The organism is Rubritalea spongiae (genome assembly GCF_042652385.1).
Classification (GTDB): Bacteria; Verrucomicrobiota; Verrucomicrobiia; order Verrucomicrobiales; family Akkermansiaceae; genus Rubritalea; species Rubritalea spongiae.
The window spans coordinates 952,119-978,187 of sequence record NZ_JBHSJM010000001.1 but is presented as its reverse complement, the minus strand read 5'-3'; the positions used below and the strand labels follow the sequence as shown (position 1 = coordinate 978,187).

General features: G+C 48.8%; 22 protein-coding genes. 11 read left to right on the top strand and 11 right to left on the bottom strand.

The window, feature by feature from the left end:
- Positions 1-78 precede the first annotated feature (78 nt).
- Positions 79-1,596, bottom strand: coding sequence for a xylulokinase (locus tag ACFPK9_RS04630; RefSeq protein WP_377093563.1), 1,518 nt, complete (start codon positions 1,594-1,596; stop codon positions 79-81).
- A gap of 25 nt (positions 1,597-1,621) precedes the next feature.
- Complete coding sequence (locus ACFPK9_RS04625; protein WP_377093561.1) at positions 1,622-3,130, bottom strand: MFS transporter; 1,509 nt, start codon at positions 3,128-3,130, stop codon at positions 1,622-1,624.
- Positions 3,131-3,380: 250 nt separating this feature from the next.
- On the opposite strand from ACFPK9_RS04625, the gene hrpB reads away from it, so the two are divergent.
- The gene (hrpB, locus tag ACFPK9_RS04620) at positions 3,381-5,921 is read left to right on the top strand and encodes an ATP-dependent helicase HrpB (protein ID WP_377093560.1); all 2,541 of its coding nucleotides are present in this window, start codon (positions 3,381-3,383) and stop codon (positions 5,919-5,921) included.
- A gap of 13 nt (positions 5,922-5,934) precedes the next feature.
- On the opposite strand, the gene ACFPK9_RS04615 is transcribed toward hrpB, so the two are convergent.
- The 5 genes from ACFPK9_RS04615 to ACFPK9_RS04595 form a co-directional block, all read right to left on the bottom strand.
- Entirely contained in the window at positions 5,935-6,156 is a 222-nt protein-coding gene (locus tag ACFPK9_RS04615; RefSeq protein ID WP_377093558.1) for a hypothetical protein, read from the bottom strand.
- A 208-nt stretch (positions 6,157-6,364) separates the two neighbouring features.
- The gene (locus ACFPK9_RS04610; protein ID WP_377093557.1) at positions 6,365-6,715 is read right to left on the bottom strand and encodes a hypothetical protein; all 351 of its coding nucleotides are present in this window, start codon (positions 6,713-6,715) and stop codon (positions 6,365-6,367) included.
- Positions 6,716-6,806: 91 nt separating this feature from the next.
- On the bottom strand, positions 6,807-7,472 hold the full coding sequence (locus ACFPK9_RS04605; protein WP_377093556.1) for a L,D-transpeptidase: 666 nt from the start codon (positions 7,470-7,472) through the stop codon (positions 6,807-6,809).
- Positions 7,473-7,543: 71 nt separating this feature from the next.
- Positions 7,544-8,140: a guanylate kinase gene (gene gmk, locus ACFPK9_RS04600; protein ID WP_377093554.1), complete on the bottom strand. Its 597-nt coding sequence runs from the start codon at positions 8,138-8,140 to the stop codon at positions 7,544-7,546.
- A 53-nt stretch (positions 8,141-8,193) separates the two neighbouring features.
- Positions 8,194-8,979 carry a DUF3108 domain-containing protein gene (locus ACFPK9_RS04595; protein WP_377093552.1) on the bottom strand — a complete coding sequence of 262 codons (786 nt, stop codon included), beginning with the start codon at positions 8,977-8,979 and terminating at the stop codon, positions 8,194-8,196.
- 200 nt (positions 8,980-9,179) lie between these two features.
- On the opposite strand from ACFPK9_RS04595, the gene ACFPK9_RS04590 reads away from it, so the two are divergent.
- Positions 9,180-9,794: a TetR/AcrR family transcriptional regulator gene (locus ACFPK9_RS04590; protein WP_377093550.1), complete on the top strand. Its 615-nt coding sequence runs from the start codon at positions 9,180-9,182 to the stop codon at positions 9,792-9,794.
- Positions 9,795-10,161: 367 nt separating this feature from the next.
- Here the strand turns inward: ACFPK9_RS04590 and ACFPK9_RS04585 are convergent, their stop codons facing one another.
- Together ACFPK9_RS04585 and ACFPK9_RS04580 are read right to left on the bottom strand one after the other, a co-directional pair.
- Positions 10,162-11,715 carry a glucose-6-phosphate isomerase gene (locus ACFPK9_RS04585; protein WP_377093548.1) on the bottom strand — a complete coding sequence of 518 codons (1,554 nt, stop codon included), beginning with the start codon at positions 11,713-11,715 and terminating at the stop codon, positions 10,162-10,164.
- A 14-nt stretch (positions 11,716-11,729) separates the two neighbouring features.
- Positions 11,730-12,248: an adenine phosphoribosyltransferase gene (locus tag ACFPK9_RS04580; protein WP_377093546.1), complete on the bottom strand. Its 519-nt coding sequence runs from the start codon at positions 12,246-12,248 to the stop codon at positions 11,730-11,732.
- Positions 12,249-12,424: 176 nt separating this feature from the next.
- Here ACFPK9_RS04580 and ccsA point away from each other — a divergent pair, with 176 nt between their 5' ends.
- From ccsA to cobA, 4 genes are read left to right on the top strand one after another with little or no spacing between them, the layout of a single operon-like run.
- The gene (ccsA, locus tag ACFPK9_RS04575) at positions 12,425-13,189 is read left to right on the top strand and encodes a cytochrome c biogenesis protein CcsA (protein ID WP_377093544.1); all 765 of its coding nucleotides are present in this window, start codon (positions 12,425-12,427) and stop codon (positions 13,187-13,189) included.
- 4 nt (positions 13,190-13,193) lie between these two features.
- A complete protein-coding gene (gene hemA / locus ACFPK9_RS04570) occupies positions 13,194-14,219 on the top strand; it encodes a glutamyl-tRNA reductase (protein ID WP_377093542.1) in 1,026 nt (341 codons plus the stop codon).
- Positions 14,203-15,150, top strand: coding sequence for a hydroxymethylbilane synthase (gene hemC, locus ACFPK9_RS04565; protein ID WP_377093540.1), 948 nt, complete (start codon positions 14,203-14,205; stop codon positions 15,148-15,150). Before hemA ends, hemC begins: the two co-directional genes overlap by 17 nt.
- Positions 15,147-16,661: a uroporphyrinogen-III C-methyltransferase gene (gene cobA, locus ACFPK9_RS04560; RefSeq protein WP_377093538.1), complete on the top strand. Its 1,515-nt coding sequence runs from the start codon at positions 15,147-15,149 to the stop codon at positions 16,659-16,661. The genes hemC and cobA overlap by 4 nt, the downstream gene beginning before the upstream one ends.
- Positions 16,662-16,734: 73 nt before the next feature.
- Here cobA and ACFPK9_RS04555 read toward each other — a convergent pair whose 3' ends face one another.
- Positions 16,735-17,961, bottom strand: coding sequence for a saccharopine dehydrogenase family protein (locus ACFPK9_RS04555; RefSeq protein ID WP_377093536.1), 1,227 nt, complete (start codon positions 17,959-17,961; stop codon positions 16,735-16,737).
- A 174-nt stretch (positions 17,962-18,135) separates the two neighbouring features.
- Between ACFPK9_RS04555 and ACFPK9_RS04550 the strand changes: the two genes are divergently transcribed.
- From ACFPK9_RS04550 to ACFPK9_RS04530, 5 genes are all read left to right on the top strand, one after another.
- The gene (locus tag ACFPK9_RS04550; RefSeq protein WP_377093535.1) at positions 18,136-19,539 is read left to right on the top strand and encodes a tetratricopeptide repeat protein; all 1,404 of its coding nucleotides are present in this window, start codon (positions 18,136-18,138) and stop codon (positions 19,537-19,539) included.
- 180 nt (positions 19,540-19,719) lie between these two features.
- Positions 19,720-20,034: a translation initiation factor IF-1 gene (infA, locus tag ACFPK9_RS04545; RefSeq protein WP_377096546.1), complete on the top strand. Its 315-nt coding sequence runs from the start codon at positions 19,720-19,722 to the stop codon at positions 20,032-20,034.
- A gap of 35 nt (positions 20,035-20,069) precedes the next feature.
- Positions 20,070-20,429 carry an arsenate reductase family protein gene (locus ACFPK9_RS04540; RefSeq protein WP_377093533.1) on the top strand — a complete coding sequence of 120 codons (360 nt, stop codon included), beginning with the start codon at positions 20,070-20,072 and terminating at the stop codon, positions 20,427-20,429.
- 46 nt (positions 20,430-20,475) lie between these two features.
- Entirely contained in the window at positions 20,476-22,317 is a 1,842-nt protein-coding gene (locus ACFPK9_RS04535; RefSeq protein WP_377093531.1) for an SLC13 family permease, read from the top strand.
- A 265-nt stretch (positions 22,318-22,582) separates the two neighbouring features.
- A complete protein-coding gene (locus tag ACFPK9_RS04530) occupies positions 22,583-23,935 on the top strand; it encodes an IS5 family transposase (RefSeq protein WP_377096543.1) in 1,353 nt (450 codons plus the stop codon).
- A 23-nt stretch (positions 23,936-23,958) separates the two neighbouring features.
- Here ACFPK9_RS04530 and ppk1 read toward each other — a convergent pair whose 3' ends face one another.
- Positions 23,959-26,067, bottom strand: coding sequence for a polyphosphate kinase 1 (ppk1, locus tag ACFPK9_RS04525; protein ID WP_377093530.1), 2,109 nt, complete (start codon positions 26,065-26,067; stop codon positions 23,959-23,961).
- Between the last annotated feature and the right edge of the window lie 2 nt (positions 26,068-26,069).

The following is a 26,069-nucleotide window of genomic DNA, read 5'->3' as shown; positions in this document are numbered from 1 at the left end:
TTTGATGCGTTCTACAATATGTGTGAAGATTTCTATAAAAGTGAGAGGAAATTTCTAGGGAAATCCTTGCGGAAATGATCACTCCATGAGGTGTTTGTAGAGTTTATCGTTAAACTTGTTTCCGAGCACTTGATAGATTTTTTCCATCGCTGGATCGGGCTCTATAGTGGTGCCTTCGATAGGGTGGCAGAAGTGGTCGATGAGGCTATCGATGTTTTGAGCGTCTGCGTAGGCGGCGATAATGGCAGCGCCGAGTGAGGCTGAGGAGGAAGTTTGGAGTCTCTGGACGGGACGCTGGAAGACATTGGCCAATGCTTGGCAGATTCCAGTGCTCACCGAAATACCGCCAGTGACGACAATAGTTTCAGGTGTTTCCCCATGCCATTGGCAATGGAGCCGCATGTTGAGGAACTGACCGTCGACGTGTGAGGATGGAGTGGTGGTGGGCTGGTCTACCGATGATGCGAGTGGAGTGATCTCTGTCTCGTAAAATGGGAGGGTGACATCACTTTGTTCAGAGCGTGGGGTCAGTAGGTCTTTTTCAAATTCTGCCCAGCTGATATCGAGCTTGTTTTTGAGGGTGACACAGGAGAGTGCGCCATTTTTAAAGCAGGAGAGCGACATGTAGCCTCCTATGGGATTTCCAAAAATGTGTCCGTATCCTTGCGGGTCGGGAAATGGTGAATCCACTGCGGCGAAAAGGGTGTAGGAGGTGCCGAGCGAGATCACCCAGTTTCCAGCGTGTACGACGCCCATGCCGACAAGGCTCGCAGGGTTGTCGCCGGTCCAATGGGCGCATTTGGCAGCAGGGTTGATGCCGTACTTTTCGCTGAAGTAGGGAGATATGGTGCCACAGATATCAGTGGTGGGGGCGAGAGCTGGGAGGCGCTCGATGGTATGGTCGGCGGTAATGTCGGCCATTTTTTGATCCCAGCAACGATCTTTGATGTGCATGAGGTTCATGCCCGCGCCATCGCCGTAATCGATCGCTACGGACTTTCCAGCGAGGATGGAGGCCATGAAGGAGGAGACGAGGTGGACGGTTTCGGTCTCGGCCCAACGCTCGGGAAATTGTTGCGCGTGCTTGCGAATTTGTGCGGCTGAGAAGCGCGGGGTGACCGAAGAGCCAGTGCGGAAGGCTGCTTTGCGATGGCCGCCAATGGCGTGAGCAATTTCGCCGCAGGCTATGTGGGTGGAGGCGTCGAGCCAGATGGGTGCAACTGGACGGCTGAAGACGTCGGTGAATTGCTCAGTGAGAGGGATGTTGGGAGAGAGCTGCGCTAGGGCGCGTTTGAAATTGTGATTGAGGTAAACGGTGCCGTGTTGTTGGGCCGCGCCGGAAATAGCTTTGACTGAGCTGAGTGGTGCGCCTTCTTGCTGCATGCGCTCGAATAAGAGGTCGAGAGCTTCGATCCACATGAGTGGATTAGAAAAAAACTCGTCAGGTTCAGTCCCTCGGACGAAACCATGACGAGTTTGATATTGAGGCAAATCTGCCTCGAAATTGATCGATGTTTGGTATGCGATTGCTCCGGTCTCAGCGTTGATTATTACAGCTGTGAGACTTTGGGTGGAGCAATCGAGACCGAGATACATTGAATAGGGTTACACTATATTGGGATTATTCCCAAGTCGCTTCTAGTACACGTGGCTTGTATCCACCTTTTGACTTGTACCAGAATCCGATGATGCCGAAGCAAACCATCATGACACATGGGAAAGCGAGAGCTACAGTCATAAGTGACTGACGGCCTGCTTTTGTAGTAGCTGCGATGACTTCGTCAGATTTTCCGACGGATTCAGCTAATTCAGTAGCTTTCTTTGCGTCAGTAGCTTCGTAAGATGCTCCGAAGAATTCTTTTTCTACTTTAGAAGCTTCATACACTTCTGTGGAAACTTCCTTGATGTTGTTGGTCGTGTGGTTGTCATTGAAGATACCAATGATTGGGCCACCGATGATGCCTACAGAAAGAAGGCCGATTGCAGAAACTGTGTTGAGGGAGAGTGCGCCACCTTCTGGATACTGCTCAGATGCGAGACCTAGTACAGTTGGCCAGTAGAATGTTTGTCCAACAGCGTAGAGTACGAATGCTGCGAATACCATCCATCCGTCAACTTGAGATAGAGCAATGAGACCCATCATTGAGAAGAATGAGCTGATCACAAGGATAGTCGGTGGAGAGAAGCGTGAGGTGAGGATACCTGCTTGGAAGCGAAGAATCATCATGATGAATGCAGAGAGAACGATCGCCCATGCTGCATATTCACCCATCACAGGAGTCATGAGCTGTTTAATCCATGCATCTGTACCAAGCTCAGTGGTAGCGAGTGGGATCATGAGAAGACAGAGGATGAAGTAGAGTGGCTTCCCAAAGGATTTAGTAATGAAGCCAAATACCGCACCAATTGCGAGACCGACTCCGAGTGCAACAAACACATTTGGAGGAGTGCCGGTGAAGACGTTTGTAAGTTCGTAGAAGAGAAGAAATGCAGCAATCGATGAAGAGAGGAAGCCAACGTCTTTGAGCATTACTGAGTATGGAACTTTTGCAGCTACACGCTCATCGACCGGGAAGGTAGCTTTGATGAACATGATGCCGTAAGCGAGCACAGGAACAAGAATCCAAAGTGCATTGAGCTGCCACGAGATATCTTTACAGAGAATCATGACAGTACCACCAGCAACGAGACCAGCAGGCCAAGAGGCGTGGAGGATGTTAAGCATTTTTGATTTTTGGGTGGTGTAGAGAGTCGCACAGACTGGGTTAATCACTGCTTCAATGATACCATGACCGAGGCCAGCACAGAGAGCTGCCCAGTATAGTTCTGTTGGAGACTTAGCTAGGCAAGTGAGAACAGCTGAAGTTGCTTGGAAGAAGAACGCAAGATACATGGAGCGTTTGTAACCAACGAAGTCAACAACAAGGCTGAAGAGGATCATCATTACGGCAATTGGCCATAGTGATGCACCGAAGATGCGGCCCATTTCACCACCCGTAAGGTTGAATTCTGTTCCCCAGTCACCAAGTACCATTACTCGGTAAGCGAAGCCGACACCCGCTGCCATGAGCGAAAGGAAGCAGGCCCAGAAAAGTTGTTTTTTCTGAGCATCTGATAGTTGTTGTTCCATAGTATATTCTAATAGTAGTGTTGTTCGAACGAAGGAATGACATGGGTCATTTAATCGAGCGTATGAAGCTCATAGATGTTTCCGTACGAGCTGTCGAGCAATAGTTAAGTATTGTTAGTCATAACAGAAACGTCGATGAGAGTGTGCCAGCACTATAAGGTAGCGAGGTTGGAGATCTTTCAGAAAAATGTAAAGTTGTTGGGCAAATTTACTGAGTGCGATTATGTAAGCAGCAAGAACGGAGTGCGGAATGAGAGATTTACCAGTTTACCAAGTTGAAAAAAAGTTAGTGGAAAGCGTTCACGCGCGGGAAGCTGCGCGCATTTTACTTAAGGCGCCTACGGGGTCGGGGAAATCGACAGCTGTTCCGCAAATGATTTTAGACGAGGTGAAGGGACTTATTGTAGTGGTGCAGCCGAGGAGAATTGCAGCTAGGATGTTAGCGCGTCGAGTTGCACAGATGCGTGGAGGTAAAGTCGGTGGTGAGGTAGGGCACGTGGTGCGCTTCGACAGACAGATGGGGACGGAGACGCGGATTGTTTACGTGACTGATGGGGTGTTAGAGTCGTGGTTAGAGCGCGGGCAGATGGATGGAGTGGGTGCTGTGGTGTTTGATGAATTCCATGAACGTCGGCTAGCAAGTGATCTGTCACTGGCACTGTGTCTCCAATTACAGGAGCAAAAGATGAAGGATCTCAAGGTGGTGGTGATGTCTGCGACACTGGAGATGGGGGGCTTGTATGAATATTTAGGTGAGCAATGTGTACAGATCGAAGCGAGTGGTCGGAGTTATCCTGTGGAGGTGGCCTATCAAGCGTTGCCTGTACAGAGCCGTGGAGCAAAGAGGGAGGTTGCATTGTGGGAGCGTTGCGCTGCTGCTGCGAAAGATGTGCTAGCGCAGCAGAGCGAGGGACATTTACTCATTTTTCTGCCAGGGGTGTATGAGATCCGTCGGACAGTGGAGTTGTTAGAAAGTGCTTCATGGACGAGAGGGTTTCTGGTGTGTCCCTTATATAGTGCGTTATCACCCGAGGCGCAGGATTTGGCGGTGTCAGGGGCTGCCGAGAAACGCAGGATTATTGTTTCTACCAATGTCGCGGAAACCTCGCTGACGATTGATGGAGTGCGCGGTGTGATCGACACTGGTTTGGCCCGCATTTCCCAGTACGACCCCTTGCGGGCGATTGACACCTTGATGGTGAAAAAGATTTCTAGAGCTGCAGCTGAACAACGGGCTGGGCGAGCAGGGAGGACAGGGCCGGGTTATTGTCTAAGATTATGGAGTGAGGCTGATCACGCGAGAAGGCTAACATATGAGTTACCGGAAGTGCACCGCGCAGATCTCACCGAGACTATGCTTCAACTCAAGAAGCGTGGTTGTCTGGATGTGCGGAAATTTCCTTGGCTAGAGTGTCCGCGTGATCCATTGATCGAGCATGCTGAAGAGTTGTTAGGGGAATTGGCTGCGATCGATAGCAATGGCGAGCTGACAGAAATGGGAGAGCGGATGGGTGTGCTGCAAATGCACCCGCGCTATTCGAGGTTGTTGTTAGCAGCGCAGGAGGAAGGTTGCTTGGCCGAGGCGGTGTTTATTGCGGCGAGTGTGCAGGGTGAAGGAGTGTTTTTACGCAAAGGTGAAGGGAGAAAGCATTTTTCTTATGATGATGACTTGACTGACTTCGCTAGCGAATGGCGGGGTTTTCAGTCGGCTCAGCAAATGCAGTTTGACCCAAGGAGGTGTTCAGCGATTGGGGTGTTGGCGAGAGGAGCTCGAGAAGTGGAGAAATCGGTGGTTCAGGTGAAGAAGCTTTGCGAGCGACAGGGGATGCCGCTCGAGAAGGTTGATTTTGATAGCAATGCTGAAGCGGTGAGTCGTGCGATGCTTGCGGCGTTTAGCGATCAACTGGCAGTGAGAGTAGGTAAAGGGAACTTTGCTTGTCGCTTAGTAGGCGGGCGCAAGGGGGTGTTAGATGAGCTCAGTGTTGTCAAAAAAGCTGAGGTATTTATCGCAACTGAGTTGACTGAGGTTGGGGCGAAAGAAGTGAAGCTTTACTTGAACCGATGCGTTCAGGTACGAGTGGAAGAGATTCAGAAAATGTTTCCCGAGTCGTTTTCTGACGGTGAGAGCGCATATTATGATGAAACGATTCGGCGGGTAGTGAATCGTAAGGAAACTCGTTTTCGAGATCTCGTTTTAGCAAGCAAAGACAGCGGGACTCCTGACGCGGCAATGGCAGCGCAGCTATTGGCTGAGCGGGTGGCCAATGGTGAGTTGAAGTTAAAGAAGTGGGATCAGGTAGTTGAGCAATGGATCGCGCGTTTACTTTGCTTGAGGGAGTGGATGCCTGAGTTGGAATTACCGGGTTTTGATGAAGAAGATCGAGCAATCGCTTTTGAGCAAATCTGTGAAGGTGCTTTTGGCTATAAAGATATTAAAGACCGCGAAGTGATGCCAGCGCTCGCAAGTTGGCTTTCAGCCGGTCAGAAAGCAGCGCTGGATCACTATGCTCCAACTCGTATTAAGTTAGAGAATGGCAGGGAGGTGAAAGTGAAATATGAGATTGGGAAACAGCCAACGATCGCACTTCAGGTACAAAGACTGTTTGGGGTTAGGGAGACACCTACGATTGCGGAGGGTAAGGTGAAGTTGTTAGTTCAGGTGTGTGCTCCGAACCAGCGTCCGTGGCAAATGACTCAAGACCTCTCGAATTTCTGGGAATCGGGATTTGAGCAAATGCGGAAAGATTTGGCGGGGCGCTATCCGAAGCACAAGTGGGAGTTGGATCGATAGAGGTATTAGTGAACTATCTAGATTTATTGGGGAGAAAGCTGCCTGCGTTGTAGTCGCGGGCTGCCTGCGCGCAGGCGTTAAGGGCATTGTTGGGGTTGTTTGAATTTTCGATGCATATTTTTTCCCCATAAAGATGTAATCCTTCAGCTTTGAATAAGTTTTTTGCTGTTTCGGTGACTTTGAATCTCCAGCCATGAACAAGATCAGTGATAGAATAATCAGGGGCAGTTTGCATTGATGTGTTTTTGTTAGTTAAAGTTTAGGGGGGTAAACTGGAATTAGCATTGAGCGTGCCAAAGTGTTTTTTGAAATCACTTTTTCATGTGAGTTTTGTGTATGAATCTAAGTGTTTAATAGGGGTGAATGACATTCATTTATGGCTTGAAGTAGACACAAAAAAACGCGCTCAAGTGAGCGCGTCCGAGGGAGGGTGATGTGGCATACTATTTTTTACCGTACTTACGGAGCCTTCGGGGTATCTGGGTGAGTTGTTTCCGTTGGTATTCTTTTTCAGCGACAAGGAATTTTGGGTAGAGCTCTTTTTCGATCCAGTCGAAGCCAGCTTGTAAGCCGTCGGCTGCGTAGATGCGTCCGATTTGTGCTTCCACAGATGTTGGGTTGCCAGCGCATCGCAGAAAATCGTTAGAAGTAAAACGGACAAACATTTCGCCATCCATTTTGCCGAATTCACGGAGGATCCATTCACGGACGTAGAGGGCGAGAACTGCATCACCGGTCCACGCTTCGGCGCGTTCTTTTGCGATTGCTGGATCTTGTTTCTTTGGTGCTGCCATGGTTGCTGGGCTTATTTCGTGGGAGACGAGACGTTGCTTAGGGGCAATCTAGGTGCGTGTAAATACTTGGAAGGGAAGATCAGAAAGAAGATTAGCGGACGACAACTGGAGTTCCTTTATCGACTTTCGAATATACTGTGGAGACAGCTTTGTAGTAGGTTCGGATGCAACCATGAGATGCTGGGTAGCGTGGGACGCGACCTTGGTGCATACCAACACCTGTCCAAGTGATACGCATCCAATACGGCATAGATGCTCCTACAAATTTCCCGCCTTCTGGAATAGTATCAGAAGTAGAGTCGGCGTCACTGTTTACGACATTTCCTTCAGCATCGTAGATTTTCCCGTAGAGGTTTGAACGTTTCCCATCACGCTTTTTTTCAAGGATAGTGAAGCTTCCGCTTGGTGTTGGGAATGCACCTTTACCGGTGGAGACGGGGTAGTCCATGGCGACTTTTCCGTTGTTAAGGAGAAGTCCACGCTGTAGGTCGCGGTCAATGATGACCTCTGAATTACTCGGAGATGTGGCAGCTAGGAGAGCTTCGTCACGGTAGATCGAATAGGTTTTTGGATAGTTAGCGCTGGCTTTGAAGTGTGCATAGGTTCCCGGAGGGTAAGGATTTACGTGGACAGCTTCATAGGCACCCGTTTGATTTGGGTTAGCTTTTGGCGGACCACTGGCGCAGTTTGCAAAAAAGAGAGAGCAGAGGGCTAGGCTCACGAGGCGCATCGCGCGCAGATTCAATTGAGGATTCATAGTGTAGGCTGACGGATTGTCACATAATAAAGATCTAGTTGTCAAAGATCAAGATTGGATAGGAGAGAACTCTAGAGATGGCGGTTGATGCGGAGACGCTCGCCAAGTAGGAGAGATTTGAAGTGGGTGTAGTCTTCCTCGTGAGTGCGAGAGAGTAGGCGGAAGGTGTATTTTGGCCAGTGCTCCATTTCTTCTAGGGAGTTTTTCATGCGTGTCGCGATGACTTCAGTACTGTCTGTACCGCGTCCAGAGAGGCGCTTATGGAGTTCTTCCTTGCTGGGCGGCATGATGAAGATGTCAACGAGGGCGTTTTTCACAGTGGGGTTCGTGGTGTCTCTGACTTGAGCTGCGCCTTGGACATCGATGTCTAACACAACATCGGTTCCTTGTTCTAGCTTGTTGATAACTTCGGAGGTGAGGGTGCCGTAGAAATTGCCGTGAACTTCGGCGAATTCGAGGAACTCACCGTTGGCTATTTTTTCTTTAAATTCGGGGATGCTGAGAAAGAAGTAGTCTTTTCCGTGGGTTTCACCTGGTCGTGGCTGGCGGGTGGTGCAGGAAATGGCGTAGCTCGCTTCTCCTTCTTCGGAGAGCCTACGGCAGAGAGTTGTTTTGCCTGACCCTGATGGGCCAGAAACTAAAAATAGAATGCCAGATCGCTGAGACATGAGTTGAGATCAATAGATGTGGAAGAAATCTGCAAGTGCGGATTGTGACTAAATTACAAAGGAGTTTGTTTCACGAGCGTGGCACGGACGTCGCCGATGAAGACTTTAGAGCGTAGTTCGATGGGGATACGCTGGCTATCATCGCTGATCCACATGGTGGCTTTTTTGAGTTTTTTGTAGTCTTTGAGCTTCGCTGTTTTTTTATCAATTTTGCGAATTTGGATATCGAGTTTGATGCAGTCGCGATCGAGGTGTTTTTCACGTCCTAAAACTTTTATGGAGATAAGGTATGGACTGGCGAATGGATGGCAACAGAGCTGTTCGGTGTCGCCATTGTGAAGGGGTTGTTTGCGAATGGCGAGCATGGCAGTTATGGGGTCGTGTACGGCTCGCGCGGCGAAGTTGTGATCCTTGATGTGGACTTGTTGGTCTTTGGTTTCGACAGTTTTTGAATAGTGGTGGATCCCAGGAGGTTTGTAGGAGTTTTTAGTATCGATAGTCTCTTTCCGGTCTTTTTCATTGGCGACGAAAATGAGGGGGCGGTGCGTGTGTAGCTGAGCAAATGAGGTGAATGTGAAGGTATATGGGAAGAGGGCGTAGGCGGCACCAGTGGAGCGGCCGTAACTATGCGTGAGGAATACATCGGGGTAACGCCGGTCGTGCTTGCCAAGTTCCAAGGTGAGCTTTCCAGAGTTGATCGCTCCATTCCAGCTGAGAATGTAATCGAGTTTTGTGGGGGGGAAGGGGGTGTGTTTACCGGACGAATAAGGCAAGATCGATTCGGCCCATCCACCGTAGACAGAAATCATAGAGAGAAGGACGAGGAAGACAATTTTCATGATTTCAATTGGGTGTAAATGGCTCGGATGAGTTAGCAGAAAAAATGGAGTGCCACGAGTTTTGATTTGAGTTGGGAGGTGGAGAAAGTCTTCGCAATGTAGTGGAAGACAAGAGCTCTCTAACATTTTCGATAAATATTGTTAAGCGTTTGTTTATGGGTTGCAAAAGTAGGGTATTGTCTTAGTCTGCTTTAAGACAAATGAGTACAAGAGATCAAATTCTAGCAGCTGCTTGGAAACTTTTCAGTGAGAGAGGTTTTGAAGACGTTTCGGTTCGCGATGTGACTAATGAAGCTGGGGTGAATCTGGCTTCTGTGAGTTATCATTTTGGTAGTAAAGATGGACTGATTCAAGAGGTTGTTAAGAAGGTTCTCAATCCAGCGAACCAGCATCGTATGGATTTGTTAGAAGCTGCGATTGCTGAAGCGGGTGGTACTGAGAATCTCACACTTCAAAGTATTTTGGAAAGTTATGCGCGACCTATCATGTTCCCAGAGGAGCATGGGAGCAATCAGGATATCTTGGCTCGCTTGGCAGCGCGTTATATGATTGAGCGTGATTATGATGTGCCCAATTCTGTTTTGGCTCTCTATACTGAGGTCTTTCAGAAGTATGTGACCATAATTTCGACGAAGGTGACGCACTTGACGCCGCAAGAGATTCTTCAGCGCTTACTCTTTTCGATCGGAGCGGCTCTGCAATATGAAACATTTGCTTCGTTAGCGAGGAAGACGGTGGGCGAGACAGGTCCTGTGGATAAAGATAAAGATTTTGACGAGTTTGTGAAGTTTGTGCTCTCTGGCTTTTCAGCCTAGCGAGTGTGACAGTTTAGCATGTAAAGGCACTCTTGAGGGGTGTCTTTTTTTGTGTAGTCATTAATGGGTTAGAAGGTGGAAAATAGCCGTAACTCAGGGAGAGCTACGGCTATAAAGGAACTGGGTGTTATTGTTAAAATGGAACCCAGTATTGGTCTAAAGATAGTTTAGTCCGTGTGGGTAAATTACTCCACCATACGACAGTGTTGTCTTTGACGTTGAAATTGGCTGGTTAGATACGTTTGTAAAAAGCCTTGAGGCTCATTTAGAACTTAGCCGTGTTGGTAAAGAGTTAATTCCTCCTTCACCGCCTTGCTATGATCAAAATGAGCTCTCACCGTGCAGTAAATTAATTTTTCAAGACGGCCTAGATCTTGAATTTATCTTCGGCTGGAGTCGCGCCTTCGCTCTGTGTTGCTTCGCCATTTGCAGCGAGGTGTACGAGTGCGTGATAGACGTCTTCAGGGTTGTTGTCTGTGGCTTCAGCGATATCGCCAGCAGTTTTATCCCATCCAGTGAGAGCCCCGCGCACTTGATTGAGTAGTTCGAGGAAGGTTGTTGCGGCTTTTTTACCCGCCTCAACGCCTGGTTGGTGGTAGGCGTTGATGTTGACGAGTGATGCGTAGAATGAGACTGCGCGTTCGTAGAGGGCGATGATCATGCCGACAGTGAATGGGGTCACTTCATTGATGGAGATAGTGATGGAGTTACGACCGGATTCGTAAAGCGCTTTACGCGTTCCACGGAGGAAGCCTTGGAGGTAGTCGGCAGTGGTGATGGACGGATCGACTTCGATGCTTTCACCGTCGCGACCTTTGCGGACTTCGATGAAGGTCGCGAAGAAGTTTTTGACACCATCGCGGAGTTGTTGGACGTAGGCGTGTTGGTCGGTAGATCCTTTGTTGCCATAGACTGCGATACCTTGGTTGACGACGTTACCGTCGAGGTCGTGCTCTTTACCAAGAGACTCCATGACGAGCTGTTGGAGGTATTTTGAGAAGAGGCCGAGTGAATCTTTGTATGGGAGAATGACCATGTCTTTTTCCCCTTTGCCATTTCCGGCTGCATACCAACCGAGTGCGAGTCTGAGAGCAGCGTTGTCAGCAAGGTTCTGAGAGCGAGTCTTTTTATCCATGGCGGCGGCGCCAGCTAGGAAGGAATCGATATCAATGCCTTGGAGGGCAGCAGGAACGAGGCCGACAGTGGACATCACGGAGGTGCGGCCGCCGACCCAATCTTCCATTGGGAAGGTAGTGAGCCAGTTGTGTTCTGTGGCGTAATTGAAGAGTTTGGAGCCTTCTCCAGTGATAGCGACGGCGTGTTTGGCGAAGTCGAGTTTCTCGGATTCGAAAAATTCCTGAGCTTCGAGCATGCCATTGCGAGTTTCAGGAGTGCCCCCTGATTTGGAAACTACGAGGACAAGGGTTTTATTGAGTCCGCCGCCGATGGCACGAAGTGTGCGGTCGAGTCCAGTGGGGTCGGTGTTGTCAAAGAAGTAGGTGTCGAGTTTAGAATCTTCACCGAGGGCGTCGTAAATGAATTGAGGTCCGAGTGCTGAGCCGCCAATGCCGACGATGAGAAGGTTTTCAAAGCGACCGCCGTTTGGAGGAGCGATTTCTCCGGTAAGCACTTTTTCTGAAAATTCTTTAAGCGCTGCGAGAGGCTCGGTGATTTGCGACTTGATCGTGTCATTGGGAGCGAGGTTGGCGTCGCGTAGCCAGTAGTGACCAACCATGCGTCCTTCATCTGGGTTTGCAACTTCACCAGCTTCGAGTGCGACCATGTCTTTGATGGCGCGATCGACCTTAGGCTCCATCTCTTTGAGGAAATCATTTGTGAGATCCATGAGGGAGAGGTCGAGGGTGAATCCGAGGTCGGAATAGCGTGTAAGATTGGAGTTGTAAGATTGCCAGTTAGACATGGTTGTTCGTTTTTCTAATAGTTAAGAATGGAATGAATGTTATCGCAGTCGATGTTTTTTCGACCGTCGAGAAAGTCGAGTTCGACGAGGAAGATCACGCAGGAGACTTCGGCGCCGAGTTCTTTTAGGAGTTTTACAGTAGCACTGGCAGTTCCGCCAGTGGCAAGTAAGTCATCAATGACCATGACGCGGTCGCCTGGGGAGACTGCGTCTTGATGGATTTCGAGGATGTTCTCACCATATTCTAAAGCGTAGGAGATGGAATTTGTTTTCCAAGGAAGTTTTCCTTGCTTTCTGACAGGAACGAAGCCTGCATTTTTCGCGAGTGCAACGGATGGTCCGAAAAGGAAACCGCGAGCATCGATGCCGACAACTTTATCGATAGCGAAGTCGCTGGCGGATTCAGTCATTTTATCGATACTGAGCTGGAGAAGTACTGGGTCAGCTAAGACGGGAGTGATGTCCTTAAAAAGGATGCCCGGCTTCGGAAAGTCGGGTACGTCTCTAATGGCATCTCTCAGTCGCTGGGGCATGGCTTGATCAAAAAGCACTCTAGCAAAAATGCACGCAAAATTTCAGATAGTCCTATAGCTTTTCGCAAAATTAGCGCATTAGCGGAGAAAAGTGAAGGATTGCGTAGTGAGGAGATAGAGAAGTTCTACTTGAATCAATGGGCGTGCTATAGCATGGGTGGGGGGTGACGCCTTCCATGATTTATTTATTAATAGCCGCTATCCTAGCTGGGATGGCGGGGTATTTGGGTATGCGTTCGGTGCAACATGGCCGGCGGAGCAGCTGGACAGTGGTGTGGATGCTGTTGTCTTTTGTTGCCCAATGTGCGGTTTTAGGAGTGCGTGGAGAGCTGCGCGGGCAATGTCCATTGGGCGATATCGGTGAGATTCTGGTTTTTTTGGCGTGGTCGATGACGATATTTTATTTGTTGATTGGGTCGACGTATCGATTGTCCTTGTTAGGGGTGTTTTCGGCGCCGGTGGTGAGTTTGATGCTCTTTATAGCGGCGATTCCTGGAATGATGGAAGTGAGTCCTGAGAAGGCATTTGATGTGGAACCTTGGCATGAAACACATGCGGCCCTTTCGGTATTAGCGTATGGAGCACTTGGTTTAGCTGCGATTGCCGGGGTGATGTTTATGGTGTTGAATAACAAGTTGAAGCATCACGAGATGAAGTCTGGCTTGTTCATGAAATTGCCGCCATTGAGTTCGATTACTGCATCGATGGTACGTTTGACTGGTGTCGGGACTTTGGTTTTAAGTGGTGGAGTGTTTTGTGGATTGTTAATGCCCGATAAGACATCGGGTGGTTGGGCGCATTTGTGGGCTGCGGTGGCTGTCTGGTTTAGCTATACGCTTCTCTTGACAATTTGGCAGGTGCGAGGGATGACCCCGGTTCGGATGGCGATGAGCGTAGTGACGCTGTTTGCCGTATCACTCGTAGTATTCGCAGTTCTCTAGAAGCATGAATTTACTTTGTCTGGGGTTGAATCATCAGACCGCGCCTGTTGACGTGCGCGAGCGTTTCGCCGTGTCTGCGGAGCGGTTAGGTGAGGCGAGCAAGGAGCTGACGGCGAGAGATGGTGTGAGTGAAGTGGTAGTGCTTTCTACCTGCAATCGCATGGAAGTCTATGCCGTGGCTGAAGAGGTCGATTCAGCGGAAGAAAGCATTAAGGAATATTTAGCTGGTGGCACTGTTTTTACGGAAGATGACTCTAAGCATTTTTATAAAAAGGTTGAAGATGACGCCGCTCGTCATTTGTGCCGAGTCGTGAGTGGTTTGGACTCGATGGTGCTGGGGGAGACGGAGATTTTTGGTCAGGTGAAGCAGGCTTATAGCAAAGCTTTACATGCGGCGGCGACAGGCGGTGTCCTCAATAAGCTTTTTCAAAAGTCGTTTACAGTAGGGAAAAAGGTGAGGACTCAGACGACGATCCAAGGAGGGCAGACTTCTGTGGGGAGTGTGGCGGTGGATCTCGCGGAGAAAATTTTTGGTCACCTTAAGTATAGTGAGGTTATGGTGATCGGAGCGGGCGAGATGAGTTATATCACGGCGCAACGGATGATGGAGCGTGGCGCGAAGAAAATTTACGTAGTGAACCGTTCGCTAGCGAATGCCCAAAAACTTGCTGAAGAGATGGGCGGAGAAGCAGTGGCGTTCGATGATTGGGAACGCGTGCTGGCTAAGGTGGATGTAGTGGTGTCATCGACAGGTGCATCAGAGCCAGTGGTCTTGCCTGCGCATGTGGAAAACGTGCGTGCAAAGCGCAAATACCGACCATTATTTATGATCGACATTGCGATGCCGCGAGACATTGATCCTGATGTAGGGAAAATAGAAGAAGTCTATCTTTACGATCTCGATACACTTCAGGAGCAAGCGGAAGAAAATCGAAGTAAACGTCAGGAGCAGGTCCGAGTTTGCGAACAAATTATCGAGGAAGAAGTCGAAAAACTTTCTATCAATCAAAGAAATGAGTACACCCAATAAACTGGTAGTAGGCACCCGCGGCAGTGCGCTTGCCTTAGTGCAGGCTGAAATGACTGAAGGTCTGCTGCGTGAAGCTTTCCCTGAAGCTGAAATTATCCGGAAGGTTATCACAACCACTGGCGATAGACGCACAGATGTGTCACTGGCAGATGTGGCGAAGGAGGAGGGGGTGTTTGATAAAGGAGTTTTTATCAAAGAGCTTGAGGTGGCACTAGAGCAGGGAGAGATCGATATCGCAGTGCACAGTCTGAAGGATGTTCCGACGGTGTTAGAGGATCAATTTGAAATTGTTTCTGTGCTAGAGCGCGCGCCGGTATCGGACATTTTGATCACGAAGGGTGAAGGTGGGCTGGATGCGCTTCCGCAAGGAGCGAAGGTCGCTAGCTCTTCATGTCGACGTCAGAAGATGTTACGTCATTTGCGTCCAGATGTAGAAATGGTGGATATTCGAGGCAATGTCCCAACACGTTTGCGCAAGCTTGCTGAAGATCCAGAACTAGATGGTATTTTGCTTGCGGAAGCTGGCCTTGTGAGACTTGGCTATAATGCAACGGGCGAGATGTCTACCGAAGCTGGGCCAGTTTATGGTGCTACGTTGGATGCTGAGACATTTTTACCAGCGGCAGGTCAAGGTGCGGTGGCAATTGAAATTCGTAAGGGTGATAGTAAAGCTGCTGAATTTGCAAAGGCGATTAATCACGCTCCAACGATGACTCGGATTCAAGCGGAGCGCGAGTTTTTGCGCTTGCTTGATGGTGGCTGCCATACTCCCGTGGGTGTTTCTACGCAGTTCTTCGGAGATTCCCTTTTGATGGAAGGCATTGTTTTCCCAGAAGGTGAGGCGATTGGTGATCCGTTAGAGGCAGAAGTTTCAGGTCCAGCATCTGAACCATTGAAAGTGGCTGGGAATCTGTTTAGATCTTTATCATGAAAGCTGGTGTTTGTTATCTCGTCGGAGCAGGTCCGGGAGATATTGGCCTTGTGACTCTCAAGGCGAAAGAGTGCATCGAGAAGGCTGATGTGTTAGTTTATGATGCCTTGATCGCCGATGAATTCTTGCGCTGGTCGAAAGCTGACTGCGAGTTGATTTATGTGGGGAAGCGTGCGGATAATCATGCGCTCTCTCAACAAGAGACTAATGAGCTCTTAGTAGAGAAAGCGATGGAGGGAAAAGTGGTTGTGCGTCTTAAAGGAGGCGATCCGACGATTTTTGGGCGCGGTGGTGAAGAAGCAAAGCGGCTCGCTGATGCGGGGGTGCGTTTTGAGATTGTTCCAGGGATTTCCTCGGCGATCGCGGGACCTGCCTACGCGGGGATTCCGGTGACACATCGTGAGCATTGTTCTCAGTTAACTTTATTTACTGGGCATGAAGATCCGACGAAGGGTGAGAGCCGTTTGGATTACGAGCAGCTGGCCCAAAGCGGTGGAACTAAGGTTTTTCTGATGGGAGTGCAGAGGCTGAGGCTTATTTGTGACGAATTTTTAAAGTTCGGGGCTGAGCCAGAGACGCCGATAGCTCTTGTGAGATGGGCGACAACAGGAAATCAGAAGACGATTCAGGGCACACTCAGCACGATTGCTGACATTGTAGAAGAACAAAATTTTAAAGCGCCAGCAGTGGCGATCATTGGAGACGTTGTGAAACAAAGAGAAGATATTAATTGGTTCGAAGGCCGTCCGTTACACGGAAAAAAGATTGTGGTGACACGTACGCGTTCGCAGGCGAGTGAGTTGAATAAGCAACTGACAGAACTCGGCGCTGAGGTGTTAGAGATTCCAACGATTAAGATCGAGCATCCTGACGATAAGCAGGAGTTCGTGGAAGGAGTGGGCCAAGTGCACACTTACGATTGGCTTGTGTTTAGTAGTCCAAATGGTGTGGAACGATTCTTCGACGCCTTTTTCAGTGTGTACGATGATGCTCGCAGCATTGGTGGTGTGAAGATAGCGGCGGTCGGGCCAGGTACTGCGAAGAAGGTGAATGACTACCGATTAGCGGTGGATCTGATTCCAGACACTTTTGTGGCAGAAGGCTTAGTGAAAGCGTTTGCTGATAATGAGCACATCGAAAACCAAACGATTCTGTGGGTGCGTGGTGCTGAAGCGCGCGATACGATTCAGACTGGATTGTCTGCGCTTGGTGCGATTGTTGACGAATGTATCGCCTACAAGACGGTTCCTGAATTTGAAGACCCGAATGGTGCGAAAGGTCGTTTTGAGCAAGAGGGTGCTGATGTTGTGACATTTGTGAGCTCATCGGCTGCGAAGCATTTCTTTGCGCTCAACATGCCATTCCCTGACACATGTAAAGTGGCGTCGATTGGGCCTGTAACGAGTGCGACTCTTGAAGTGATTGGTAAGAAGCCAGATGTTCAGGCCGAAAAACACAATATTGAAGGCCTGGTCGAGGCGGTGGTTAAGTTGTGTTCGGACTCTGAATAGGACGCTATTTTTTGATCTGAAAAAAGGGACGGCCGAGTGATCAGCCGTCCCTTTGTATTGGAAATGTAAAGTCTTAGATGACGCTGAGGTTTTTTGCCTGCTCGGTAGTGAGTTCGACAAGTTTCCACGGGAGGCCGTATTTGTTGAGGTCTTCCATGAATGGATCTGGATCATTTTGTTCCATGTTCCAGACGCCAGCTTCGGTAGTCCATTTTCCTTCTAACATGAGCTTTGCGCCAATCATGGCAGGGACGCCGGTGGTGTAGGAAACTCCTTGGGAACCAACTTCCGCGAAGCATTCTTCGTGGTCGCAAATGTTATAGATATAGATCGCTTTTTCTTCTCCGTCTTTGATTCCACGAATGATGCAACCGATGCAGGTTCTGCCGGTGGTTGTTTTTCCGAGGTCGCCTGGATCGGGGAGAACGGCTTTGAGGAACTGGAGAGGAATTACTTTCTGGCCATTATATTCGACTTCATCAATGCGGGTCATGCCAATGTTTTGAAGGACTTCGAGGTGCTTGATGTAGTTTTCTGAGAAGGACATCCAGAATTGTGCTTTCTTGATGGTAGGAATGTGTTTGGTGAGCGATTCCATTTCCTCGTGGTACATGCGGTAAATGGAGTAGCTACCGACTCCTTCTGGGCAGTCAAATTTTTGGCTGACGGACATGGCTTCGGTTTCGCGAAATGCTCCATCTTCCCAGTGGCGGCAGGGGGCGGTGACTTCACGGATGTTGATTTCCGGGTTGAAGTTGGTCGCGAATGCTTGGCCGTGATCGCCGCCATTGACGTCGACGATATCGAGGTAGTGGATTTCATCAAAATGATGTTTGAGAGCCCAAGCGGTGAAGACATTAGTGACACCAGGGTCAAAGCCAGAACCGAGTAGTGCTTTGAGACCAGCGCTCTTAAATTTGTCTTGGTAGGCCCATTGCCAGTGGTATTCGAACTTGGCCTCATTGGGCGGTTCGTAGTTGGCTGTATCTAGGTAGTGAATTCCAGCTTCTAGGCAGGCATCCATCAGAGGCAGGTCTTGGTAGGGGAGGGCTACGTTGATGAGCAGCGAAGGTTTGAGCTGTTTGAGGAGAGCGACTGTGGCTGCCACGTCATCAGCGTCAATGGCAGCGGTCTTGATTTGAACGCCGTAGCGTTGCTTTACTGATTCGGCAATGGCATCGCATTTACTTTTAGTTCGTGAGGCCAAGGTGATGTCTGTGAAGGTTTGGGAAAGCTCAGCACATTTGTGAGCCACAACGGAACCGACGCCGCCGGCGCCGATGATGAGTATTTTTGCCATAGTGTTAGAAATAGTCTTGAGCCTTTTTTAGTCTAAAAATGTAAAATGTCAGAGATTTTCTTAGTTAAATTTTAGCGTTAGCTTGCCATAAGAGATGATTTGGTCATGATACCGCCAATCTATCCCCTAGCCGACGCTAGTTAGATCTACATTTAACCCAAATTACCTACATTAATGAGCAGTCAATTCGTAGAAATCACGGAGGCAGATTTGCCACAAAACCTAAAAGTTCTCTGGTTAAAAGCACTCTCTGCAGAGGAGCTACAAAACTATTCTTACGCCATTAGTTTGGCGAACGCAGTCTTAAAGGAAGAACCAGGTTTTCTAAAAGGGCGGAGGCTGGCGCGAAAGTGTGCAGCTAAAATGACCGCAGGCCAGAAAAAGAAAGTGAGTGCTTTGACTGGCTTGCTATCTGGTGGCGTGAATACGATGAAGCTTTCGAATGCAGCGAAGAAAGATCCTGCTGCAGCATTGATTCTTATTGAGAAAGAGTTAGAAAAAAATCCTTATGATGCGGGAGTCAATGAGGTTTTATTCGAGACAGCTCTGATGATGGGAATGTCAGAGACTGCAGCATTTGCCCTTGAGACGGTGCGTGAAGGCGCTCCAGAAAATACGAAGATGTTGCATAAACTCGCTGAGTATTATGTAGGTATTGATCGTCCAGATTTGGCGACTGAGGTTTACAATGACATCGTTAAGCAAGCGCCTGGAGACATTAATGCAGTTAAAGGGGCGAAAGATTGTTCCGCGAAAGCTTCCATGAAGAAGCAACGTTGGGGTGAAGGCGCAAGCATGGATGAGCTGAAGAAGGATGCTGCTGGAGCTAAAAAATTGGAAGAAGCTGATCGTGCAGCGATGACTCGCGACCAGATGAAAGAAAAGTTGGCTGGTTTGATTGGCCAATACGAGCAGGACCAAAATGATCTCAATGTGGTTAAGCAAATTGCAAAACTGTACGAAGATTTAGAAAAGTGGGAGTCAGCGCATGCATTCTATGACTGGGCGTTTCAGATCAGCAATGGTGATGCGGCCTTGAGGAAAAAGTCTGAGCAACTTGGTGATAGAGTTGCGAAGGAGAAACTTGCAGCACTAGAAGCTCAGCTTGAGACTGATCCTAACAATGAAGAATTACGAGCTCAGCTTGATGAGGCGCGGAAGGCGCATGCTATGAGTACTGTGGCTGAGGCTTCAAAACGTGTTGAGCAAAACCCGACAGATCCGCAACTGCGTTTTGAGTTAGGTTCCGCTCTGTATAATGCTGGCAATTATAGTGATGCGATTCCGCATCTTCAGCAAGCGACGCGCAATCCGCATATTCGAACTAAAGTATTACTGACTTTGGCTCGTGCCTTTGATGGTAAAGGAATGCATGACTTGGCGATCAAGCAGCTCGCAGATGCTTTGGCTGATTTACAGGGGATGGATGATACCAAGAAAGAAGTTCTTTATGAAAAAGGGCTGATCCATTCAAAAATGGGCGTCAAAGAAGATGCGCTTGCTTGTTTTAAGGAAATTTACGAAGTGGATTATGGCTACAGAGATGTTGCTCAACGAGTTGAGTCGTCCTACAGTTAGGGTTCACTGAATACTTTTAAAACCTCACTCAGGAGCTGGGTGAGGTTTTTTTTGACTAAAATTTCGCAGATTGAAGCAAATAAGTATTGCGAAGATGCTATAAATAATGAAGATGCGCGCCCGAGCGACAGTTTCGTCTAAAGAGATGTCGCGCAAAAATCATTAAGCAACAAAGGAGACATTATCGCAGGAAAACCAAGAAGAGGTGGCGGACGCCGCCGCCCGAACAGGAACTCAAAAGGTGCTGGTCGTCGTTTCAAAAAGAAACCAGAAGATGATCGCGAAGATAAGGCTGTAGAGATCGAAGGCACTATCAAGACTGTACTTGCGGGAACTATGTTCAAGGTGGAACTCCCTGGTGGACATGAAGTCTTGGCGCACATTTCTGGAAAGATGCGCAAGCGCTTCATTCGCCTTGTGGTCGGTGACCGCGTGCGGATGGAAATGTCTCCTTACGATACGACTAAAGCGCGTATCACATTCCGAATTGGGTAATTCCAGTTCGGAGTACAGATTTTGCGGAAAACCCCATGACGCGTTATTACAGCTATAAAGGCTGCGGAACTTGCCGTAAGGCAATGAAGTGGCTCAACGAGCATTCAATCGAGGTGAAGGAGATTCCTATTCGGGAGATTCCACCTAGTGTTGAGGAGTTTCGATTGGCGTTGGCGCAAGGCTATGCCTTAAAGGCTTTATTTAATAGTTCCGGTGGAGATTACCGTGAGCTAGGAATGAAAGACAAACTCCTGATGATGTCTGAGGATGAGGCTCTGGAGCTTCTTCAGTCTAGAGGGAATTTGGTGAAGCGACCATTTGTCGTAGCTGAGCAAGGAGTCTTAGTTGGCTTTAAGCAGGCTGAGTGGGAAGCATTCTTCAGCGTTGCTTCTTGAGTTTCTCGTAGGAGAAATGTGTTGGATCTGATAGCGTAAGAGCTCGATGGATTTTTTTGAAAATTGGCAGCAAGTGTATCTCACGGTCTTAATGGTCGTGGTATTCTTGGCATTTGTCAAAGAATGGCTTCCTGCTGAATTGGTAGCCATTGGGGGGCTCTTAGCCTGCGTTTTTTCAGGGGTACTTTCTGTGACCCCTGGAGCTGAGAATAATGCACTAGCAGTGTTTGCGCATCCAGCTCCTATTACGGTGGCTTGTATGTTCATTCTGAGTGCGGCTTTAGATCGTACTGGGGTGATTGAGTCACTAGGTGGCTGGTTTGAAAATGTGGCTGCTAGCAGTCCTCTAAGAATGTTGGTGGTGATGATGGTGTTAGTGGGCTGTTTATCTGGCTTTGTGAATAACACACCAGTGGTGGTAGTGTTCATGCCGATTGTTCTCGGTATTTGTCGACGAAAGAATTACATGGCCTCGCGTTTTCTTATTCCGCTGTCTTATGCGGCGGTTGCGGGTGGAACGGTGACTATTATTGGTACATCGACGAATTTGGTGGCAGCAGGTATTGCCAATAAGGTGATGGAGCCGTTCACGATGTTCGAAATTACTCCGTTAGGGGTCGCTTTCGTGGTGGTTACTTTCTTGTATATGGTGACGATTGGGAGGAAGTTATTACCTGATCGTACTACGCTGGCGGCATTAATTGATAATGAGACGAGTAGGGAATTTATCACCCATGCTTTCGTAAAGGATGAATCACCTTTAGCAGGTAAGTTTTTTCCAGACACTGAGTTAGCTGGAGTACGGAAAGCTCGAGTCATTGAGGTGCGGCGCAATGGGCATCGCTTAAGAGAGCCCTTATCGAAATTATGTTTCGAAGCTGGAGACGAGATTGTTTTTAAAGGGAGTATTGAGGCTTTAATGGGAATCCGGGAGAATTCAGATGTGGACGTACGGGGTGAGGAGGCGCTTGGTTTGGAAGATATTAGAACTGAGTCAGCTGTATTGATGGAGGGTATTCTGGGACCAGAGTCTTCATTGATTGGTAAGAACTTGAAGGAGCTGAATTTCCGGCAACGTTTTGGTGTATTGATATTAGCTGTGCATCGGAAAGGGCAGAATCTCCGCGAACGTTTTGAGGACGAGCGCTTGGTATTTGGTGATACTTTATTGGTGCAAGGTCCGGCTGAGAAGATGCGTCAGTTGTTTCAGCAGAAAGATTTTATTAACTTGTCTGAGCCGAAGCATCGGGTGAATCGAGTGCAAAAAGCTCCCTACGTGCTTATTGCATTGGCTGCTTTTATCTTGCTTGGAGCACTTGGTGGCAATTTTGGTATTCCGAATTTGCCGACGGTATTGATCGCTCTAGCTTGTGCCTTTGGGGTATTAGTGACGCGCTGCCTTGACCCGAGCGAGGCCTTTCAGGCGATTGAGTGGAAAGTGGTGTTTATGATTTGTGGGATGCTCGGATTGGGCATGGCGATGTCTCAGAGTGGGCTTGCAGAGAATACGGCGAAAGCAGTGGTAGGCATGGTAGATGGGTTAAGTTTTGTTGATGCTGGGCTGAAGCCTTTCATCATGTTGGCAGCATTTTATCTTCTCTCCAATGTACTGACTGAGATGATTTCTAACAATGCTGTAGCAGCGCTTTTGACTCCCTTGGCCATCTTTGTAGGGATTCAGATGGGTGTAGACGCTCGGCCGTTTGTAGTGGCAGTGATGTTTGGTGCATCTGCGAGTTTTTCGACACCGATTGGGTATCAGACTAATACATTTGTATACGGGGCTGGTGGCTATAAATTTGGAGACTTTTTTAAAGTAGGCTTCCCTCTTAATATCATTCTTTGGTTGGTGGCTAGTATGTTGATTCCAGTAATTTGGCCATTTTAGAGAGATCATTTTATGAAGCTCAAGATCTAAAGGGAATGGTTTTGAAGGTTTCGCGATTGAACTCTACCTGGGGGCTTACGATGCACAAAAAAACAGCTAGGTTTGTGGCCTAGCTGTTCAATGGAAAGTTGGAGCTTGTGTTACTTTGTCCCCCGTTAAAATCATTCAATCCTAAGCGTGCTCTTATCCAGCACGCTTTTTTCTTTAAATGATCTACAAGAAATCGCCTTCTCAGCGCGTAAACCTTGTAGATTTTTCTAACAGTATGCGCCCACCAAAGCATTCCAATCAACCTGAAACCGCCCACCTGTTCCAACCTCTGCTCATCGATATTCTTGACCCGTCCCACGAGCTCGTCGTCTTAGCAGCGAAAATCGACTGGGACTGGCTCGACGGACAACTCTGCGAATTGTACTCGACCACGGGGCGCGCCGCCATTCCCACCCGACTCATGGTTGGCCTGCATCTACTCAAACATGCCAAGGCTCTTTCCGACGAAGAAGTCTGCCGACAGTGGAAAGAGAATCCCTACTTCCAACTCTTTTGTGGTGAAAAATATTTCCAGCACCGCTTCCCGATCGAGCGCAGCTCCATGACCCATTGGCGCAAACGCATCGGTGATAAGAAACTCGAAACCCTCATCAGTGAACTGCTACGAGTTGCGCATCAAACAGGAGCCCTGGACATTGAAAGCCTGAGCAAGGTCATCGTCGACACCACCGTCCAGCCCAAGAACGTCACTCATCCCACCGATGCCAAGCTCGCTTTGCGCGGACTCACAGAGCTTGTCAAAATGGCAAAACTCCACGGCATCAAACTGCGCCAATCTTACGCGAAGGAGGCCAAGCGACTCGCCATCATGGCTGGTCGCTACGCCCATGCCAAACAGTTCAAACGCATGCGTAAGACTCTCAAAAAACTCAAGGGACGTCTTGGCCGCGTGGAGCGCGACATCGCCCGCAAAATCAATGGCAACGCGGGCCTTGAAGAGACCTTTCGCCTACCATTTTACAAAGCCTTCCTCATCCGCACGCAGAAGCCGCGCGACAAGGTGAAGATCTACAGCTGGCACGCCCCGGAGGTTGAATGCATCGCCAAAGGCAAGGCGCACAAACCCTACGAATTTGGCATCAAAGTTTCGGTGATCACACCGATGGAACGCTCTGCAGGCGGGCTGTTCGTCCTGCACAGCGAAGCCATCGAAGGCCGGCCTTACGACGGCCATACCCTTAATCGGGTCATTCAGGCAACCCGAGCCATCAGCGGCATCAAACCCGAACGCATCTACGTGGATAAAGGCTATGTCGGTCACGACTACCCAGACAAGCGCGCAGTTTTTCGCAGCGGACAAATCCGTGGCGTGACCCCCGAGATCAAAAGAGAGCTTCGGCGACGCTCCGCGGTCGAACCAGTCATCGGACACATGAAAACCGACGGTCACCTAGGACGCAATTACCTCCACGGCAAGGATGGAGATAAGATCAATGCAGTTCTGTGTGGCGCAGGCCACAATATGCGCCTTCTGCTCAAGTGGTTCGCCACTTTTTTGCTCAAAATCCTCAGTACAATCTTTTCGCAAAAAAGCTCCGGCCACAGACCGGAGCTTCAATGCGCTTGAAAAATGCTATTTTTAACGTGGGACTACTTTGGAGTGTGCGGCTCGAAAGTCGTTGTGCGCTGGTATGCTTTGGCTTTTGATGCTTTGGCGGCTTTCTTTTGTAAGTCTTCTTGCATACGGAAACTTGGCTTGTCGTCTTGAATGATGCGCTCTGAGCTGCCGTCTGGAAGAATACGGTGGGCTTGCTGGTTATCCTTGAATGCCGCTTCGAGAATCTCGTTAAGCTGCTGTTTGATTTTTTGATCAACTACAGGGACCATGAGTTCCACGCGTTTTTCTAAGTTGCGAGTCATCCAGTCTGCGGATGAAATAAACAGGAGTTCTTCACCTCCTTGGTGGAATTGGAAGACTCGGGCGTGTTCCAGATAGTAATCAATGACGGAGACGACTTCGATGTTCTTGGCTTCCTTGCGTGGGCCTGTTTTAAGGCAGCAAATACCACGGATGTTAAGTCGGATTTTCACTCCAGCTTTCGAGGCTTTATATAGAGCATCGATAATATCTTTGTCTTGGAGTGAGTTGACTTTTGCGGTGATGGCAGCCTTTTCTCCTGATTTCGCTCTGGAAGCTTCGCTTGCAATGAGCTCTAGCAGGCGCTTTTTCATGTGCGTAGGTGCAGGAAATAGACGTTTTGTGTTGAGCAGTTTTGATCTTCCTGTGACTGCATTGAAAATGAGTGAGGCATCAGCGCCAAAGTCATTTCTTGCTGTTAGGATGGAAGCGTCTGTATAGAGACGTGCAGTTGACTCGTTATAGTTGCCGGTGCCGTAGTGGCAGTAGCGTTTGATTCTCCCTGCTTCCTTGCGGATGACGAGGGTGATCTTAGCATGCGTTTTTAGGCCTTTTACTCCGTAGACGATCTGTACGCCAGCGCGTTGGAGTTCTTCGGCACGGTGGAGGTTCCTCGCTTCGTCAAAGCGTGCTTTGATTTCGACGAGGACTGTGACTTGCTTGCCATTTTCTGCAGCGCGGATAAGGGCATCGATTACGCGCGAGTGCTTGGCCGTGCGATAGAGGACTTGCTTAATTGCTAGTACGTCTGGGTCGCTAGCTGCTTCTTCGATGAGGCGGATGACAGGATCGAAGCTGTGGTAAGGGTGATAGAGGAGGATGTCCTTTTTCGCAATTTCTTCAAAAATAGAGTTTTGGTAGTCGATGTCGGCTGAGGATTGCGGTTCCCACGATGGGGCTTTCAGGTCATCAAAACCAGAGATGAAGGCGATCTGCATGAAGTCATTGAGGCAGAGAGGTCCGTCTAGTCGGTAGATCTGTTCAGGTGCGGCTTTTGTGATTTCTCTGACTGCATTTTCTAACAACCTAGACCCTCCGCTACGTAATTCAACTCGGACAGTATTGCTAGTTTTTCGAGCTGAAAGAACTTCTTCCATTTCACCAGCTAAGTCGATGGCGTCTTCCTCTTGGACGGCAATGTCGCCATTTCTGGTGATTCTGAAAACGCTGTGTGAATGAACGTTTTCGCCAGGGAATAACTGATTAGCATACTGTGCGATTGCGTCTTCGATAGGGATGATGTAATGCTCGCCGTGGTCTTCGACTTGAATAAAGCGCTCGATGCCTTCGGTAACTGGAATGAAGACTACACGTTTTGATTTATTTTTAGATTGGATTGCACAAGCGACAATGAGGGTCATCGCAGGAAGGGTCAGAGAAGGGCTGTGGTCATCAGCTTCGTCTTCTTTCGGGTCAAAACTTAGTGGCGTGAGTAAGGGGAAGACTGCTTCTTGAAATCTATTTTGTACAAGATTTTCGATGTGGGGAGGAAGCTTCTTTGGGTTAGAGATGTTGATGTGGTTTTCCTTGAGGAGGGGGAGGAGTTCAGAATTATAGAGCGCGTATTGTTCTTTAATTTGGAGAGCAATTCTTTTTCGAATGGCGCCTAGTTGCTGTGTGGGGGTGAGGCCGGCGATATCTTTTTTTCTGGAACCAGTGCTACGAAGAAGTGTGAGCCCGCCGACGCGAACTTGGAAGAATTCGTCCATGTTAGAAGCTGAAATAGCGAGGAACTTCAAGCGCTCCAGTAGAGCTTTCTCCTGGCGCTGAGCTTCACTGAGGACGCGCTGGTTGAACTCGATCCATGAGAGTTCACGATTTATGTATGAGGAGGATGGCATGA

Excerpts from the sequence above, each read along its gene's own strand:
- gmk (WP_377093554.1), bottom strand. The coding sequence starts at position 8,140 with ATGTCTCAGCGATCTGGCATTCTATTTTTAGTTTCTGGCCCATCAGGG.
- ACFPK9_RS04630 (WP_377093563.1), bottom strand. The coding sequence starts at position 1,596 with ATGTATCTCGGTCTCGATTGCTCCACCCAAAGTCTCACAGCTGTAATA.
- ACFPK9_RS04550 (WP_377093535.1), top strand. The coding sequence starts at position 18,136 with ATGAGCAGTCAATTCGTAGAAATCACGGAGGCAGATTTGCCACAAAAC.
- ACFPK9_RS04625 (WP_377093561.1), bottom strand. The coding sequence starts at position 3,130 with ATGGAACAACAACTATCAGATGCTCAGAAAAAACAACTTTTCTGGGCC.
- ACFPK9_RS04540 (WP_377093533.1), top strand. The coding sequence starts at position 20,070 with ATGACGCGTTATTACAGCTATAAAGGCTGCGGAACTTGCCGTAAGGCA.
- ccsA (WP_377093544.1), top strand. The coding sequence starts at position 12,425 with ATGATTTATTTATTAATAGCCGCTATCCTAGCTGGGATGGCGGGGTAT.
- hrpB (WP_377093560.1), top strand. The coding sequence starts at position 3,381 with ATGAGAGATTTACCAGTTTACCAAGTTGAAAAAAAGTTAGTGGAAAGC.
- ACFPK9_RS04555 (WP_377093536.1), bottom strand. The coding sequence starts at position 17,961 with ATGGCAAAAATACTCATCATCGGCGCCGGCGGCGTCGGTTCCGTTGTG.
- hemA (WP_377093542.1), top strand. The coding sequence starts at position 13,194 with ATGAATTTACTTTGTCTGGGGTTGAATCATCAGACCGCGCCTGTTGAC.
- hemC (WP_377093540.1), top strand. The coding sequence starts at position 14,203 with ATGAGTACACCCAATAAACTGGTAGTAGGCACCCGCGGCAGTGCGCTT.
- ppk1 (WP_377093530.1), bottom strand. The coding sequence starts at position 26,067 with ATGCCATCCTCCTCATACATAAATCGTGAACTCTCATGGATCGAGTTC.
- cobA (WP_377093538.1), top strand. The coding sequence starts at position 15,147 with ATGAAAGCTGGTGTTTGTTATCTCGTCGGAGCAGGTCCGGGAGATATT.
- ACFPK9_RS04590 (WP_377093550.1), top strand. The coding sequence starts at position 9,180 with ATGAGTACAAGAGATCAAATTCTAGCAGCTGCTTGGAAACTTTTCAGT.
- ACFPK9_RS04535 (WP_377093531.1), top strand. The coding sequence starts at position 20,476 with ATGGATTTTTTTGAAAATTGGCAGCAAGTGTATCTCACGGTCTTAATG.
- ACFPK9_RS04610 (WP_377093557.1), bottom strand. The coding sequence starts at position 6,715 with ATGGCAGCACCAAAGAAACAAGATCCAGCAATCGCAAAAGAACGCGCC.
- ACFPK9_RS04605 (WP_377093556.1), bottom strand. The coding sequence starts at position 7,472 with ATGAATCCTCAATTGAATCTGCGCGCGATGCGCCTCGTGAGCCTAGCC.
- ACFPK9_RS04615 (WP_377093558.1), bottom strand. The coding sequence starts at position 6,156 with ATGCAAACTGCCCCTGATTATTCTATCACTGATCTTGTTCATGGCTGG.
- ACFPK9_RS04530 (WP_377096543.1), top strand. The coding sequence starts at position 22,583 with ATGCGCCCACCAAAGCATTCCAATCAACCTGAAACCGCCCACCTGTTC.
- ACFPK9_RS04595 (WP_377093552.1), bottom strand. The coding sequence starts at position 8,979 with ATGAAAATTGTCTTCCTCGTCCTTCTCTCTATGATTTCTGTCTACGGT.
- ACFPK9_RS04580 (WP_377093546.1), bottom strand. The coding sequence starts at position 12,248 with ATGCCCCAGCGACTGAGAGATGCCATTAGAGACGTACCCGACTTTCCG.
- ACFPK9_RS04585 (WP_377093548.1), bottom strand. The coding sequence starts at position 11,715 with ATGTCTAACTGGCAATCTTACAACTCCAATCTTACACGCTATTCCGAC.